The sequence below is a fragment of the Flavobacterium sp. T12S277 genome, assembly GCF_048514875.1.
Classification (GTDB): Bacteria; Bacteroidota; Bacteroidia; order Flavobacteriales; family Flavobacteriaceae; genus Flavobacterium.
The window spans coordinates 318,897-333,773 of sequence record NZ_JBLYEG010000001.1 but is presented as its reverse complement, the minus strand read 5'-3'; the positions used below and the strand labels follow the sequence as shown (position 1 = coordinate 333,773).

Genomic DNA, 14,877 nt, shown 5'->3' with positions numbered 1-14,877 from the left:
GAAACTGTTATTTAAAAGGGTTGCTCCAGAACAAATCCGGATTGTTTGTTTTATAGTTTGTAAATTTAACCTGTGTTTTTGAATTTGTTTCTTCTTCCTTCTGCGGCGTTTGTACTATGCCGTCTAAGGGTAACAATTCAATATAGGTTATTTCTCTTCCATTATTCCAGGTTTCGGTATTGTATTCGCTAACTAAAGGACACTCCAGCCTGTATAGATTTTTGACCATATAAGTCTCTAAATAATTTTCTTTTGTTTGAGAAATCTCCTTATTCCAATTGGCCTCCGGATTTAAAATTAAAGTTTTTCCTTTTATCAGTCTTTCACGAACTTCTGAAATTCCAAGCAATTCTCCTTTCTCGTTCATTACATAAGCGTCAAAAGTCGGATCAATCCAGATCCATTTTTTAAATTCAGTACTGTAAACCATGTTGATTACATGGCAATCATCAAATTCAGTTTCTTTTGGCATACAGGTAACGTATCTTGATTTTATTCCCATTGAGAGATAACACTCATTAAGAACAGTCGCCATCATCCTGCAGTTCACCCCTCTATTTTCAGTTTTGCAAATTTTGATTATGTCTATTGCATTTTTTAAAGTTGGATTGTCACTGTTTCCATCGTGTCGAATTGTATTGTGAACCCAATGCAGGAGGTTTAGTATTTTTGAAGTTTCGTTGCCTTTTCCAGCGATAGAATCTAACTTTAAATCTTTTCTGATTCTGATTAGATTTGGATTTTCTATAGACTGGTAGCTGAAATTTGGAATATATCGGTTGTCAGAATAATTATATTTTGCTCCTAGTTTCAATTGGTCTAAACGTGATATTTTATACTTAATCTGAGTACGTGCTTTTATAGAATCATTTAGCATAACCGTAAAATTGAACTCGGTATCTTTTTTAATTTTTACTGTAATTGAATCAATGTCCGTTATGAAAGTAACTTTTTGACCCAATGAGCTTGTTTCGTAAATGTCCGGGGCTAATTCAGGGGAAATATTCCAGCTTTGTTTCTTAAGATTCTTCCCATCCCGAATATCAATTTTCCTGGAGGTTGATTTAATAATAGGATTATTATTTTGAGCTGTAACTATTTGGCAAGCAATGATAAATAGTACAATTAGACTAATGTTGGTTTTCATATTTGATAATGTTTTGAAGATTCAGATGAATATTTTTCCTGGTTTGTATGTTTGCGAAAATAAGTTCGCCGATCATTACAATTTTTAGGTGAATTGAATGTTTGATTTCAGAAAATAAATATAGTAATTTTTTTCTTACAAATAATATAATTGAAAAGTTTTTTAGCAGAAGTGAAGCTGGGTAGCAGTATAGGTTAAAGAGGTTTCCAGCTTATTTTTTGAGGCTACAGCCAGTCAAAATTTTATTTGCGCTTAAGAGTATTGTGAATTGATAAAATTTTATATTTTTGCACTTTTTTTATTCATTCTAAATAATAATAGTTCATAATTCTAAGTTTATTTCATGAAGCTCAAAATAGTATTGCTCTTTATATTCTCGACGACATTTTTAATTGCACAAAACACAATTTCTGGTAAAGTAAATGACGAATATGGAACTCCGTTAAGCGGGGTTACTATTCAGCTTTTAGGTACAGAAACAAATGTAAAAACGAATGCTGATGGACTTTATCAGATAGGGAATTTGGCAAAAGGCAGCTATACCATTGAAGCGAGCTTAGAGGGGTATAGCTCCAGGAAACATAAAATTGTTTTAGAAGATTCTTTCAATTCTTCGGTTGCTATAACTTTAGAAAAGGTTCATAAAACGCCGAAAGAGGCAGAGAAGTTAAATGATGTAGTAGTAAAGGGTGTATCTGAAAAAAAGAAAAAAGAACAGTCCGCACAAGCAGTTTCCGTAATAGAAATGAGGGAAGCCAAGTTTAAAACTGCTGATTTAGGCGAAGTACTTGCTCAAACGCAGGGTATTAGTGTGAGACGCAGCGGTGGTTTAGGTTCCAGAACAAATTTTTCGATGAATGGACTTACAGGAAATCAAATCAGGTTTTTCTTAGAGGGTATTCCATTAGAGTATCACGGTTATACTTTTGGTATTTCAACAATTCCTGTTAATTTGATTGATCGAGTTGAAGTTTATAAGGGAGTTGTTCCTATCGAATTTGGAGCAGATGCTCTTGGTGGTGCTGTCAATTTAATCACTCCAAAAATAAAGCCTGGTTTTAGTGGATCTTTTTCAGCTCAGGCGGGTTCTTTTGGAACGTACCGAACATCACTAATACTTAACAATTATAATGAAAAGACGGGCTTTTTTATAAGAGGAAGTGCTTTTTACGACAGTTCTCAAAACAACTATAAAGTAGATGTTGATGTTCCGGATAATGCCGGGAAAATCAAAAAAGTAACTGTACCGCGATTTCATGACGCGTACAAAGGCGTGGGAGTGCAGTTAAAAACGGGTATAAAAGACAGAATTTGGGCAAAGGAATTGAGTATTGAAGGATTTTATACCGATTATACAAAAGAAATTCAGCACAATCAATTAATGGTTGGAGTTCCTTACGGGGAGGTGATGACCTATCGAAAAGCAGCCGGATCGGTTCTTACGTACCGCAACGATTTTAGTAAAAAATTTACACTCGATTTTATTTCGGGCTATAACTACAGAGAGCGTCAGTTTACCGATGTATCTGATTTTGTATACAATTGGTATGGCGAACGTATTGAGGGTTCTACAGGGAATATTAGTGGAGAAATTTCAGAATCTACTGGTCCGAGTGATACGTATACCTGGAACAATGATGTTTTTTCACGTCTGAAAGCTTCATGGAAAATTAACGATCAATATGCTTTGAGTTTTACTTCAGCACCTACCTATTCCAAACAAACCGGTGACGACCGACTTATTAACGGTTATGACCCGGCCAGTGCTGCAAGGCAAATGTTTACGTGGATCAATGGCGCAGACTTTAAAATAAAAGCCTTTAATGAAAAATTAGAGAATGTTTTTTTTGCTAAAAATTATTTGCAAAAAATCAATTCTGAGGAGAAAATCCCCTCTAATAATTCCGTAATAAAAGAAAAGAATAGTGTGAACTATTTTGGTTTTGGAAATGGATTTCGTTTCAAATTCAACGAACAGTTTTCTACCAAGTTAACGTATGAATATGCTACCCGATTGCCTCAAACCGATGAGTTGTTTGGAGATGGGCAATTCATTCAAGGGAATATAAACTTAAAACCCGAACGCAGTCATAACGTCAATTTTGAGCTTTTTTTCAAGTCAAAAGCAAATTATGAAAGCAGCAGCTGGCAAGTGCAAACCAATGTCTTTTTAAGAAAGATAGACAATCAGATCTTATTTGTTCCGAGTGTGGATCGCAATAATATTTATCAGAATGTATTTGCAGCTACTTCCAAAGGAATTGAAGTTTCGGGCAGCTGGACTTCAAAAGACGACAAACTCTCTTTTCATGCCAATAGTACGTATCAGCACTTTTATAATGACTCAAACGAAGGAATATTTGCAGCATACAAAGGAGACAGAGTACCTAATCAGCCGTATTTTTTTGCTAACGGCGGGACTAATTATTCTTTTCATAACATAATTGGCAAAGCAGATAAATTATCGCTTTTTCTCGATGTTAGATATGTATATGAATTTTACAGAAGCTGGGAAAGCGCTTCCGTAAATCCATTTGTTATCCCGAGCCAGAAGACTTTTGATTTTGGTACAACCTATCACAATAGCATAAAGGGAGCCAAGTATGCCATCACTGCAGAAATACAAAACCTAAGCAATGAAAAAAATTATGACTTCTTTGGTGTGCAAAAAGCGGGAAGATCATTTAATATCAAACTAGTAACTCAATTTTAATTATATAACCAAACAGCAATGAAAACAAATCGATTTTTTATAAAACATGCAGTATTAGCCCTAATGTGTTCGGTATTTGCCTTAACATCATGCAGTTCAGACGATACCAAAACAGATGAAGGTCAAGGTAAGAATCCTGCGGTTATCGCATCAGTTCGTGTCAATACGCCTGGCGGCAGAGTTTTTTATTTAGGAGCATACGATAAATTTCCTTCGACTCTTGATTATAAAACAATGACAGAGATAGGCCCGGGGGCAACAGTGTATTCGTATGGTGAACATCCTTATGTTTGGAATGGTACAGCTTCAACCTTAACCAAATATAACGTTAGTACTGAAATGAAAATTTCGAAGGCAGACGCTTTAAGTCTTGCAGGTACCGGAGTTAGCGGTACTTTTGGTCCTCCTGCTTTCGTGTCTGAAACAGAGGCTTATTTTTTCGCCTTAAATGATGGAAAAATTATTAAGTTCAATCCGGCAACGATGACAATCACCGAAACTATTTCAGTGACTCCACTACCGTTAAGTAATGATGCTGGTATAAAAACATTTACTTACATGAGTTATGTTACTTCTGCAAAAAAAATCATTTTACCGGTGGCCGCAACGCCTACTGATTTTAATAAGTTTCCACAATATGCACAAATTGCAGTTTTTGATATCGCTTCAAAAGCAGTTTCTTATGTTAAAGATTCTCGTATGTCAATGGGATACGATACGTTTGCTAAAGGAAATGACGGTACTTTGTACTACAGACCTTCACGCGCTACATCGCTGTCATTAGATTACAGTACTGTAAAAGATGCTCCTCCGGCTGGTGGATTGTTAAAAGTAAATCCTAACGGGACATTTGATCCTAACTTTTTTTTGGATTTAAAAGTTGCTTTAAAGGCACATTCGGTAAATGTAGTTGCTTATGTTCACGGAGATAAAGCCCTTGCTCAGTATCTGGACAATACGTTTACTCCACCAGCGAAACCTGCTGACTGGTACAATGCCCCAACAAAATTTGCTCTTGTAGATTTAAAAACATTAAAAGTAGAGCCTTTTACTTCTTTTGAAAAATACGGAACCGTTTATACTGTAGGAACAATTGATGATGTAGAATATTATGGTAACATCACTGCTCCAGATGGTAAATTCAGTCTGTTAAAGCAAAAAGGAGCTGCTGATTTTGAAGCCGTTTCCGAAGCGATTGGCGGTAGTGTGATATTCGTTGGAAAACTAAGATAGTCACTGCATTGAATTTGTTATTTAGAATTAATGATTTTTAATCCTAAATAACATTATACCCATAATACCACCTCCAAAGTCATTTGATTTTGGAGGTTTTTTATTTTATACCTATTTCTATTTTAGACTTCAATTTTCAATTCAAACAAGTCGGAACTTCCAAAATGCTATAATAATTTTTAACTATATTTGGCAGAGATATTGATTGAGGTATTGCGTTAAATAATTTTAATTTCAGTGTTTTAATCCGTATTTAAATGATCTTTTTTTGCGTCCTACCGCTAAAAAAGAAATCAAATCATTAATCCCAAATTTTAAAAATGAAAAAAAAGCTCATCACTCTTTTGTTTGTAAGTACTGTTGTAAATATGTTTGGACAGTTGCCAACCTTACCACAACCTGATAAAACTTCTTATGCTCCTGATAAGGTTTCTAATAAAGTCTTAAAGCCGCTAACAAAAGTACCATTAGACAAAGAGTCAATTCTAATCTATGATTACGACGGTTCGCTTTTTTCTTTTAATCTGGAATCTGAGAAAATCAACTGGACCGTAAAGGCTACAGATTCTAATACCGAAATGTGTGCAAACGCCATCACACTACAGGATGGAGTGGTGTACATTCCGTTTATTAACGGTGAAATTTTTGCCATAAACAACCAAACCGGTGCCATTTTTTGGAAGTCAAGATTAGGTAATACTACGGATCAGATTGTGGTAAAGAACCAAATTCCAACTATACATGGAGGAAAACTGTATCTAACTACACAAAGTCCCAATAATAGTATTTATGCCCTTGACATAAAAGATGGCGGTTTAGCATGGAATTACAAGCTGGAGGAAACAAATAATGATAGTCCGGTTCTTGTTTTCGACAATAAAGTTTTTACTCAAAGCGCGACTAATTTATATAGTTTTGACGCTAATAGCGGGAAACTTCTTTCTCAAAAAAGCTTTGAGGGCGTTATGTCCGGAAAAGTGGTGACGGATGGTGAAAATGTGTTTATCGCAAATGAAAAAAACGAGCTTTATGCTTTAAGTGCCAATAAACTTGATATACTTTGGCAGTTTAAATTAGATGAAAACCAACAGAATATCAGGGAGCGCATATTTTGCAAAGACAACAAAGTTTATGTAGGTTCACAAGGCCCGGAAGTTTCTTCGATATATGCTCTGGAGTCAAAAACAGGAACTCAGATTTGGAAAAGGGATTTTAAAGACGACAATGTCGAGTATATGGTTGAGGAAAGTGATAATATCTGGGGATATACCCGTAAAGGAAAACTTTTTCAAATAGACATTACAAATGGTGAAATAGCATTTGAAACAAAATTGACAACCAGACCCATTTCAAATTTTGAATTTGGAGGCGATGATTACTTCTTTTATTATTCGGATGCTGCTTTGATTCAGTTTGAATTTAAAAGTAAAGACGAAAACGAAGTTTATCTGAGAACCACCATTAAAGACGATGCTTATAGTGCTTATATAACGATAATTAGATAGCAACTTCAACTATAAACTCCTTAAGTAATTAAGGAGTTTTTTTTATGTCTTTTTTGAAATATTTGTGCTTCTTTTAAAAATTCATTTTTTTTATTGAATGATTTGTAACAAATTAATTAAAACACTACAAATACTACTAGTATCATAGGTCTCTTGGTGTTAATTGTAATTTTATTTGTTAAAAACACAAGTTAATTAACAAGTTGTTCCTCAGTACCTATAAGCCCAATTAGCCCTCAAAAAAGTATAAAAAACAACTAAAAATCAAAAGTATGAATGTATTAGAATGGCTCTTTTTTATTTTAATTATGCAAATTATTCATGGTGTGTCTACCTGGAGGTTTTATGTAAAAGCGGGGAGAAGAGCGGTAGAATCCTTTATACCAATTTATAATATAGTAATTCTATTGAAAATTATACATCGTCCTGTTTGGTGGATTTTGATGCTTTTTGTTCCTATTATCAATCTTTTAATGATTCCCGTAGTTTGGATCGAAACTATTAGAAGTTTCAGGAAAGATACTACGCGAGATGTTGTATTGGTTGTACTAACATTAGGGTTTTATATCACTTTTTTAAATTATTTTTCTAAGGATCTAACCTATGTTGAAAACAGAGATTTGGGACCAAAAACCAAAGCAGAAGATACTGTACGATCTCTTTTATTTGCTGTTATTATAGCAACATTGGTGCATACTTACCTTATACAGCCATTTACCATTCCATCTTCATCATTGGAGAAAACATTGTACATTGGAGATTTTTTATTTGTTAGTAAGCTTAACTATGGAGCAAGAACGCCAATGACTTCGGTTGCATTGCCCATGGTACATGATTCAATTCCTTTTTTGGGTACAAAATCATATTTATTTAGCGATGATTTTACTAAAAAAGGAACGTCAATACTAAACAAATTTCAATTACCCTATTTTAGATTTCCTGCACTAGAAAAGATCAAACGCAATGAAATTGTAGTTTTTAATCAGCCTGCTGATACGTTGCGTGACATGGATAATTTTCATCCGGATAGAAATTATTACAAGCCAATAGATAAAAAAACAAATTTGATAAAACGATGCGTCGGAATGCCGGGGGACTTTCTGGAAATTCGCGAAGGGGATGTTTATATCAATGGTAAAATAGAAAAACTACCGCAAAGTGCTAAAGTTCAGTATAACTTTTTAATTGATACCAAAGGACAACCAATTAATCAAGATATCCTTGTAAATCATTATGGAGCCAGAGAAGGCATGAAGCACGAAAATGGGAATTTTGCCTTAACCAATACTGGACAATATTTTCTGACATTGACCAATGAAGAAGCAGCATTAATAGCCCGTAATCCGGTTGTAAAAGGAGTTAAAAAACATTTAATGGCAAAGGGAGAAGGTGAAGACGTGTTTCCTCAGGATCCTTCTTTGGGTTGGAACATAGACAATTTTGGACCTCTTTACATTCCCCAAAAAGGAAAAACTATAGAATTGAATATTAAAACACTTCCATTTTACAAACGAGTTATTGAAGAATACGAACACAATAATTTAAAAGTTATTGGTAATCAGATTCTAATCAATAGAAAAATAAGCGCAACTTATACTTTTAAACAAGATTATTATTGGATGATGGGAGATAATCGTCAAAACTCTTTAGACGCAAGATTTTGGGGATTTGTTCCTTTTGATCATGTAGTTGGTAAACCCGTATTTATCTGGTTCAGTTGGGATAAAGACGGAAAAGGATTCAACAAGGTAAGATGGAATCGTGTTTTTTCTTTTGTAAATGAAAAAGGAGAATCTAAGTCTTATTTACTGCATTTTTTAGCGTTAGTTGCAATTTATATGATCGTGAGTAATGTATTAAAGAAACGAAAAAAAGTGTAGATTCAAATTCCAAATCTCAAATTCCAAATTCCAGTGCTCGATTAAGAAGTTTTGGAATTTGGAATTTGGAATTTGGAGTTTGTAGTTTGGAATTTAACTATTGTTTTACCAGTCTCGGCTATCTTTAGTATTAATTCCCCATCTGATGCCGAACAAAGAAACGGATTCATCATTTAAAGCAGATTCAAAATTCTTTCCAAATCCACCCGTTACATAAAGGTTGTCGGATACTTTATACTGAACAAAGCCAACTGATCTGTAATTCTTGCCTTCTCCATTTCGTTTGATATATTCATAACCTACAGAGATTTTGTTCCAGTCAAACTGTGCTTTTGATCCTACGTCAAAAAAGTTAGTGTGATTGGTGAATCTGTTGTTTTTTGTATCGTAGTCCGTATTATCCTGTATGTATCTGCAAAAACCGTATAGTTTTAAAGATTGATCTCCTTTGCCTATTGTAAAGGTAAGTGTAGACCATGCACCAAAGCGGCCTGATTGGGACTTGTTGAAATCTTTAGCAGGCATTAACATACTGTAAGCCGATGCTATGTCTAATGTTAGTAAGGGAGCTTTTAGGATGTCTGCGAAATTTTTTGCAGCAACTTCTTTGTTTGTGGTCTCTTTTTCAGTTAATTCCCTTAATACTTGTGCATAACGCGTATAGTAGTTTCCTGTTGTGTCCCTTACGTAACCTTCCTGCTGTAACTGGGCACGAGCCATCGCACTCAAATCTTGCATGTCCGCCCGCATTGAACTATATTTTTTTCTCATGTCTTCAGATGAGGAATTATACAGCGTAAAAACATTAAACTTAATTCCGATTGCTACTTTAGAAATTGAATCATTCTTATTGTATGCTCCCGAAACGGTTGGCATTTGTATTTTTTGCATCGTAAAAGACTTGATATTATCTGTCCCGCTTCCTAAGCCATAGTATTCAAGACCTTTCATATTCGCTGAAAATAAATTCCCGTCAAACGAGATACTTTCAAGGCTTTCTGTATTAATATTGAATTCTTTGACATTTGGATTTGAGGTGATAATGGCTGCCGAATTATCTAATAGAGACAAAGCAGACGAGTTAAGTAATTCTACTTTTTTCAAATCAGTCTTGTCATACGATTGGGCCAGAACAGAAGAGGTGACTAGTAACGCGAGTAGGTGTAATGTTCTCATACGATATCGATTAAAGTAACGAAAAAAACAATTTTTCTGCTTTCTATAAAAGTTGGGCCAAGGTCAATTCCTTTAAATTTATTGTCTTTGCCATCACAGTTGTTGATGATGGTGTAATTAAACAAAAGTTTCTTTGCTGCCGCCTTTGCTTGTTCAAGTCCTCCATCCATGGCTTCATAAGACAAATAATGCTCAAAAAAGAGCAGTCCGCCATGATGTTGAAAGCCAGGTGTTAAAGGAATGGAAGCGTCAGTTAAATATTTTGGAGTAGTAAAGATAGGTTTGTCTTCGTTCCTGCCATTTTGCAAATCCAGAAAAACTTCAGTATAAAGCGGTATAAAACCAAAGTTGTTCAGAATAGACGATTCTAGTTTTATTTCAGGACATCCATTAGATTGAAATATTTTTTTCATAATATAAAAAATTAAGCACGGCCCACTTTTTTCGGCTGTTTTGGTTATAATTCATTTTTAGGTTTAAGTTTTCCGGTATGGTTTAGAATCGTGATAAGATCCGGAATTCTGGTATAAAAATAAGGATTTGACACTGCTGATTTTAGCGTACAACTACGCGATTTAAACAGGAAGCGCCAAGTAAAAGAATAAGAAAAATCCTTATTTTTAAAGCTATGATTTTAGGAGTGACTCATAAATTCCAAATCCTGGTACCGAAGTGAGCCGTATTTGGCACTTGAAACTTGAAACTTGGAATTTGTTTTTTGGAATTTGGAATTTGAGATTCGAGATTTGGAATTTTTTATTTAGAATTACTCTATTGTAAAAGATAGTTATATATTTGCGCCAGATTTTGGTCTGTTTTTTCTTAAGAAAAAACAGTTAAAAGGGAATCAGGTGTAAATCCTGAACAGACCCGCTACTGTAAGTTCTATTCAAGTCTTTAAACGTTACTCATGCCATTATTCGCCGCGGCGGATGAGAAGGTTGTTTTAAAGATGGAACAAGTCAGGAGACCTGCCACAATCACATAGTTTTAGACTTTCGTGGAATAAAGTTGAACAACAATAAACTGACCTGTCATTTTTTATGACGGGATTCTCTCTTATTGCTTTTTTAATTATTACATCCCGGAGTTTACTTAATTCATTTAGTGATGTATAATACAGAAAAAGGACTCTTATTTATTGTTGCATTTGTTTCTACTTTACTTCAGTCGCGAGTATTACATCGCTGTTCTTCCATTTTAAAAACATTTTGCACGGAAAGTAAATGTTATAAAAAATCAATCCGGACACAAAGCTCTTTCGTAAAACTACGGGATGCATTTTGTACGGCATCCGGTTGAAGACTAAAATTGAAAACCCCACTTCAATTACTTCAATTTTTATTGCCTTAGAAACTCCCAACTTAAATAATGCCACATGTTTTACAACACTTCTCAATATTTCCGGTTCTTATTCTTTTGTATTCTGGCACTCTGCTTAACCAATTGTTCTGAGGATAATGCTGCCAAAGAGGATAACAATCCGCCCCCGGTAAGTTCTGATCTGACTCTTAACACCCAGCGATTTGCAATCTTGGCTATAAATTCTACTATAAATACAGCTACAGAAGCTACCTACAGTTGGAGTGTTACAAAAGCGACGTCCGAAAACTATGCTCTAACCAATACGACAGAAAAAGAAGTGCTGTTTGCCGCAGCAGAAACCGGGGTTTATGAATTAACAGTAACGGTAAATAACAAAGGGAGTTTACAAACGCAAAAAGCAGTCATTACAGTAACAAAAGAAACGAAGGAGTATAAAACCTATATCGCAAAGGTATTTGAGTTTAAACCCGCTCCGGGACAGTTTATAAACGATCTTCCGGCTGCCAATGACGGGGATACTGCTGAAAGAATTTTATCAAGAGCCAATACCTATCTGACTAAGAAAAATGGAGATCTGGTTTCGCTTGGAGCCTTTGGTGGTTATGTTGTTTTTGGGTTTGATCATACTATTGTTAACGTCAAAGGCAAACGCGATTTTAGAGTTCTGGGCAATGCATTTTGGGCAGAAGCGAACCCTAATTCGAACAGTACAATGCGAGGCGGAAGCAGTGAGGCAGGAGTGATAATGGTGGCTTACGATAAAAATAAAAACGGACTTCCGGACGATGAATGGTACGAAATAGAAGGAGGCGTGCATAAAATGTCTAAAACGATTCAGCATTATGAAATTACTTATTATCGTCCAGATCCAAACAAAAAACCGGTACCGGGAGGAACTACAGGTACGGTAGGTTTTGTTGATATGGAATACATTTATTGGAAAGACAATCAGGGTAAAAGCGGTTATCTGATCCAAAATAACGCTTACAATCATTCTTTAGATTACTGGCCAAAATGGCTTAGAGATCAGGCTTCTATTACTTTTAAAGGAACAAGGCTACCAGATAACGCAGTGGATGAAAGCGGAACCGGAAGTTACTTTGTGCAATATGCCTTTTTATACGGATATGCTGATAATGCTCCAAACGGGGATGACGATTCAGCCATAGACATCAACTGGGCTATAGATAAAAATGGAAACAAAGTAATGCTTCCGGGGATCGATTTTGTAAAAGTATACAACGGTCTTAATCAGCAGGCGGGCTGGCTGGGAGAAACTTCGACTGAAATCATGGGAGCAACCGATTTGCATCTGTCAGGAGAAAGTATTTCAACGCGATAACGCCAATCAAAAATGTATTAAACTAAATTATTATACCAGAATTATGAAAAAAAACTTTGCCCATTTATTATTATTTGCTTTGGCATCGGTATTTACCGCATGCAGCGATGACGATAAAAATGATGCCAATTCAGGAGAAGGACTAGTCATACCAATAGCAGTAAAACTTCAGGGAAAATTTGAAGTAGCTACCTTTAATGTTTTAAATATTACCGCTTCTGCCGAAACGACTAACCCTAGTTATGAGTGGGTACTTAAAAAAAATCCTTACAACCAAACCAAAGATTCTGTAGTAGGGACTGCCAAAGATTTACGATTTATCGCCCTGTATCCTGGAGCTTATGAGCTAACGTTAAATGTTACCGAAGGAGATAAAAAAGGAACAAGTGCGACTACTGTGAATGTAATAAATGAAGCTCAGAATTACAATCCGTACATCACAAGTATTTTCGATTTTAGCCCGGCACCGGGTATGTTTGCTAATGATTTGTACAAAGACGGATTTGCGAAAGCTGATGTTATGAAGGTAGCATTGGGAAGGATAAATGAAACCAGTGTAGGATATCCAATTGACTTGGGAGGCTTTGGAGGTTCGATCGCTGTTGGGTTTGATCATATGGTGATTAATATTCCCGGAAAGAAAGATTTCAGAGTTTACGGCGCAGATCTGACCGATAAAGCCAATCCGCCGGCTCCTGGATTGATTTATGTAGCCTATGACAAAAATGCAAACGGGAAACCTGATGATGACGAATGGTATGAGATTATAGGAAGTCAGCACGCCAAAGAAAATACCATTAAGAATTTTAAAATAACCTATCAGAAACCAGCAGCAGGCAAAAAGGTGGTAGTAAGCGGACCAAATGATCCTTTTTTAGACCGTGAGCACCTTTATTGTGAAAACAACCAGTCTCAGACTTACTTTTTACCAAGATCAAAAACTAAAAAAGAATACTATCCATCCTGGGTAACTCAAACTACCGCTGTTTATGAAGGAACAAAGTTAAATGTAAATTTCGCGGCAGTACGTCCCGGACAAACTACTTTGTGGAATTTCGATGCTCCGGAATGGGGGTATGTCAATGCTAAAAGTCCGGATATTGATATTGACTGGGCGGTTGATAAAAACGGCAACAAAGCCAATCTTCCGGGAATTCATTTTATAAAAGTGGTGAACTGTGTGAGTGAGCCAATGGGACTTTGCCACCAGCAATCGTCAATGGCAACCCGATTCTCGGGAGCTGCTGATCTTCAGATCATAAAAAAGTACAATCTAAAAAAGTAAGAGAATAAGAATATGAAAAAGTTTATCAAATATACTTTATGCCTAATGGTTATTAGCGTTTTTTACAATTGTAGTAACGATGATGCAAAACCTGATCCTGTAGTAGTAGAACCTAAACCCGAACCGGTTAAAGATCCTTCACTTACTTTAAAACTGCAAGCCGATTTTAAGACAGAACGATACAATGTCGTTGCTATTGACCCGGAGGTGGTTATTGAAAATGCCAACGGTGCCGCTGCACAGTACAAATGGACTGTAAAAGTAACAGGAAAAGACGGTGTTGCTAAAGACTCTGTTATTGGCGATACTAAGACTTTAAAGTTTATAGCACCAAAAGCTTTGAGTTACGATGTAGCGCTTACGGTAACATTGAACAAGGTAATAAAACAGGCATCGACAAAAGTAACCGTTGCCGAAACGGGTAAAGTCTACACGTCAAAAGCCTTTTCGATTATCGATTATGTACCGGCTCCGCATTACAATAATGACAGCTTTGAATTTGCAACAAAAGCAGAAGCGATAGAAAATGCACAAACCAATCTTGCCGACGGAAATCTGGTTGATCTGGGGACTTTTGGAGGATATATCGTGACAAAATTTGACCATACCGTGATCAATGCTTATGGCAAAAGAGATTTCACGGTTCAGATGAACGCGATCTCTAACGCTTCAAAATTCTCTCCTGTAAGTATCGCTGTTGCGTACGATGCAAATAAAAATGGCATTGCAGAAGACAATGAGTGGTATGAAATAGCGGGAAGTGAGTATTATAAATCGTCTACAGTAAAAAACTATGAGATTACCTATTACAAGCCAGATGTCAACAAAACTGCTGTAGCAGGAAAATCGGATTGGCAGTTTGACAAGGAATATCTTAAATGGACCAATAATAAAAAGGAGACTGGTTTTATTACCAGAACAAAAAAATGGAGACGTTACAACTATTACCCGCAATGGCTTGGGGATTCTTATACGTTGAAAGGAACAAAAATCAATTTACCAACAAAAGACATTAGTGACGGAGAAGGTACAGCCTTCAATGTAGGGACTTTTGAATGGGGTTACGGTGGTATTAAAGATCCTTCTATAGATATCAGCTGGGCTGTAGACAGCAATGGCGTTAAAGTACAGCTGCCGGGAATAGACTTCGTAAAAGTATATGTACCTACATTCACAGAGATCGGGGCATTAGACCTCGTAACCAACTCTTTTAAACAGGCTGAAGATTTAAATTTTGCGGCAGGCAAATAATCAAAAAATTTGAACAACA

The 14,877-nt window shown here is 35.8% G+C and carries 10 protein-coding genes and 1 riboswitch; of the genes, 7 read left to right on the top strand and 3 right to left on the bottom strand.

All coding sequences use genetic code 11. The features are described 5' to 3' along the window. Positions 1-7: 7 nt before the first annotated feature. Complete coding sequence (locus tag ACN1CN_RS01330; RefSeq protein ID WP_419134371.1) at positions 8-1,147, bottom strand: transglutaminase-like domain-containing protein; 1,140 nt, start codon at positions 1,145-1,147, stop codon at positions 8-10. Positions 1,148-1,490: 343 nt separating this feature from the next. On the opposite strand from ACN1CN_RS01330, the gene ACN1CN_RS01325 reads away from it, so the two are divergent. The 4 genes from ACN1CN_RS01325 to lepB all read left to right on the top strand — a co-directional run bounded on the left by ACN1CN_RS01325 (position 1,491) and on the right by lepB (position 8,478). Next, positions 1,491-3,860, top strand: coding sequence for a TonB-dependent receptor domain-containing protein (locus ACN1CN_RS01325; protein WP_419134370.1), 2,370 nt, complete (start codon positions 1,491-1,493; stop codon positions 3,858-3,860). An 18-nt stretch (positions 3,861-3,878) separates the two neighbouring features. After that, positions 3,879-5,093 carry a hypothetical protein gene (locus ACN1CN_RS01320; protein WP_419134369.1) on the top strand — a complete coding sequence of 405 codons (1,215 nt, stop codon included), beginning with the start codon at positions 3,879-3,881 and terminating at the stop codon, positions 5,091-5,093. Between the two features lie 320 nt (positions 5,094-5,413). Next, entirely contained in the window at positions 5,414-6,598 is a 1,185-nt protein-coding gene (locus ACN1CN_RS01315) for a PQQ-binding-like beta-propeller repeat protein (RefSeq protein WP_419134368.1), read from the top strand. A 272-nt stretch (positions 6,599-6,870) separates the two neighbouring features. Continuing rightward, complete coding sequence (gene lepB / locus ACN1CN_RS01310) at positions 6,871-8,478, top strand: signal peptidase I (protein ID WP_419134367.1); 1,608 nt, start codon at positions 6,871-6,873, stop codon at positions 8,476-8,478. A 105-nt stretch (positions 8,479-8,583) separates the two neighbouring features. On the opposite strand, the gene ACN1CN_RS01305 is transcribed toward lepB, so the two are convergent. Together ACN1CN_RS01305 and ACN1CN_RS01300 are read right to left on the bottom strand one after the other, a co-directional pair. Then, on the bottom strand, positions 8,584-9,654 hold the full coding sequence (locus ACN1CN_RS01305; RefSeq protein ID WP_419134366.1) for a hypothetical protein: 1,071 nt from the start codon (positions 9,652-9,654) through the stop codon (positions 8,584-8,586). Continuing rightward, positions 9,651-10,067 (bottom strand): hypothetical protein, encoded by a 417-nt coding sequence (locus tag ACN1CN_RS01300; protein WP_419134365.1) that lies wholly within the window; start codon positions 10,065-10,067, stop codon positions 9,651-9,653. The genes ACN1CN_RS01305 and ACN1CN_RS01300 overlap by 4 nt, the downstream gene beginning before the upstream one ends. A gap of 378 nt (positions 10,068-10,445) precedes the next feature. Next, positions 10,446-10,648: riboswitch (cobalamin riboswitch) on the top strand. Positions 10,649-11,032: 384 nt separating this feature from the next. Between ACN1CN_RS01300 and ACN1CN_RS01295 the strand changes: the two genes are divergently transcribed. The 3 genes from ACN1CN_RS01295 to ACN1CN_RS01285 are packed head-to-tail and all read left to right on the top strand — an operon-like array spanning position 11,033 to position 14,858. Further along, on the top strand, positions 11,033-12,322 hold the full coding sequence (locus ACN1CN_RS01295; protein ID WP_419134364.1) for a cell surface protein: 1,290 nt from the start codon (positions 11,033-11,035) through the stop codon (positions 12,320-12,322). 43 nt (positions 12,323-12,365) lie between these two features. Further along, positions 12,366-13,607 (top strand): hypothetical protein, encoded by a 1,242-nt coding sequence (locus ACN1CN_RS01290; RefSeq protein WP_419134363.1) that lies wholly within the window; start codon positions 12,366-12,368, stop codon positions 13,605-13,607. Positions 13,608-13,619: 12 nt separating this feature from the next. Then, positions 13,620-14,858 (top strand): hypothetical protein, encoded by a 1,239-nt coding sequence (locus tag ACN1CN_RS01285; protein WP_419134362.1) that lies wholly within the window; start codon positions 13,620-13,622, stop codon positions 14,856-14,858. Positions 14,859-14,877: the final 19 nt, after the last annotated feature.

Excerpts from the sequence above, each read along its gene's own strand:
- ACN1CN_RS01315 (WP_419134368.1), top strand. The coding sequence starts at position 5,414 with ATGAAAAAAAAGCTCATCACTCTTTTGTTTGTAAGTACTGTTGTAAAT.
- ACN1CN_RS01325 (WP_419134370.1), top strand. The coding sequence starts at position 1,491 with ATGAAGCTCAAAATAGTATTGCTCTTTATATTCTCGACGACATTTTTA.
- ACN1CN_RS01305 (WP_419134366.1), bottom strand. The coding sequence starts at position 9,654 with ATGAGAACATTACACCTACTCGCGTTACTAGTCACCTCTTCTGTTCTG.
- ACN1CN_RS01330 (WP_419134371.1), bottom strand. The coding sequence starts at position 1,147 with ATGAAAACCAACATTAGTCTAATTGTACTATTTATCATTGCTTGCCAA.
- ACN1CN_RS01295 (WP_419134364.1), top strand. The coding sequence starts at position 11,033 with ATGTTTTACAACACTTCTCAATATTTCCGGTTCTTATTCTTTTGTATT.
- ACN1CN_RS01320 (WP_419134369.1), top strand. The coding sequence starts at position 3,879 with ATGAAAACAAATCGATTTTTTATAAAACATGCAGTATTAGCCCTAATG.
- ACN1CN_RS01290 (WP_419134363.1), top strand. The coding sequence starts at position 12,366 with ATGAAAAAAAACTTTGCCCATTTATTATTATTTGCTTTGGCATCGGTA.
- ACN1CN_RS01300 (WP_419134365.1), bottom strand. The coding sequence starts at position 10,067 with ATGAAAAAAATATTTCAATCTAATGGATGTCCTGAAATAAAACTAGAA.
- ACN1CN_RS01285 (WP_419134362.1), top strand. The coding sequence starts at position 13,620 with ATGAAAAAGTTTATCAAATATACTTTATGCCTAATGGTTATTAGCGTT.
- lepB (WP_419134367.1), top strand. The coding sequence starts at position 6,871 with ATGAATGTATTAGAATGGCTCTTTTTTATTTTAATTATGCAAATTATT.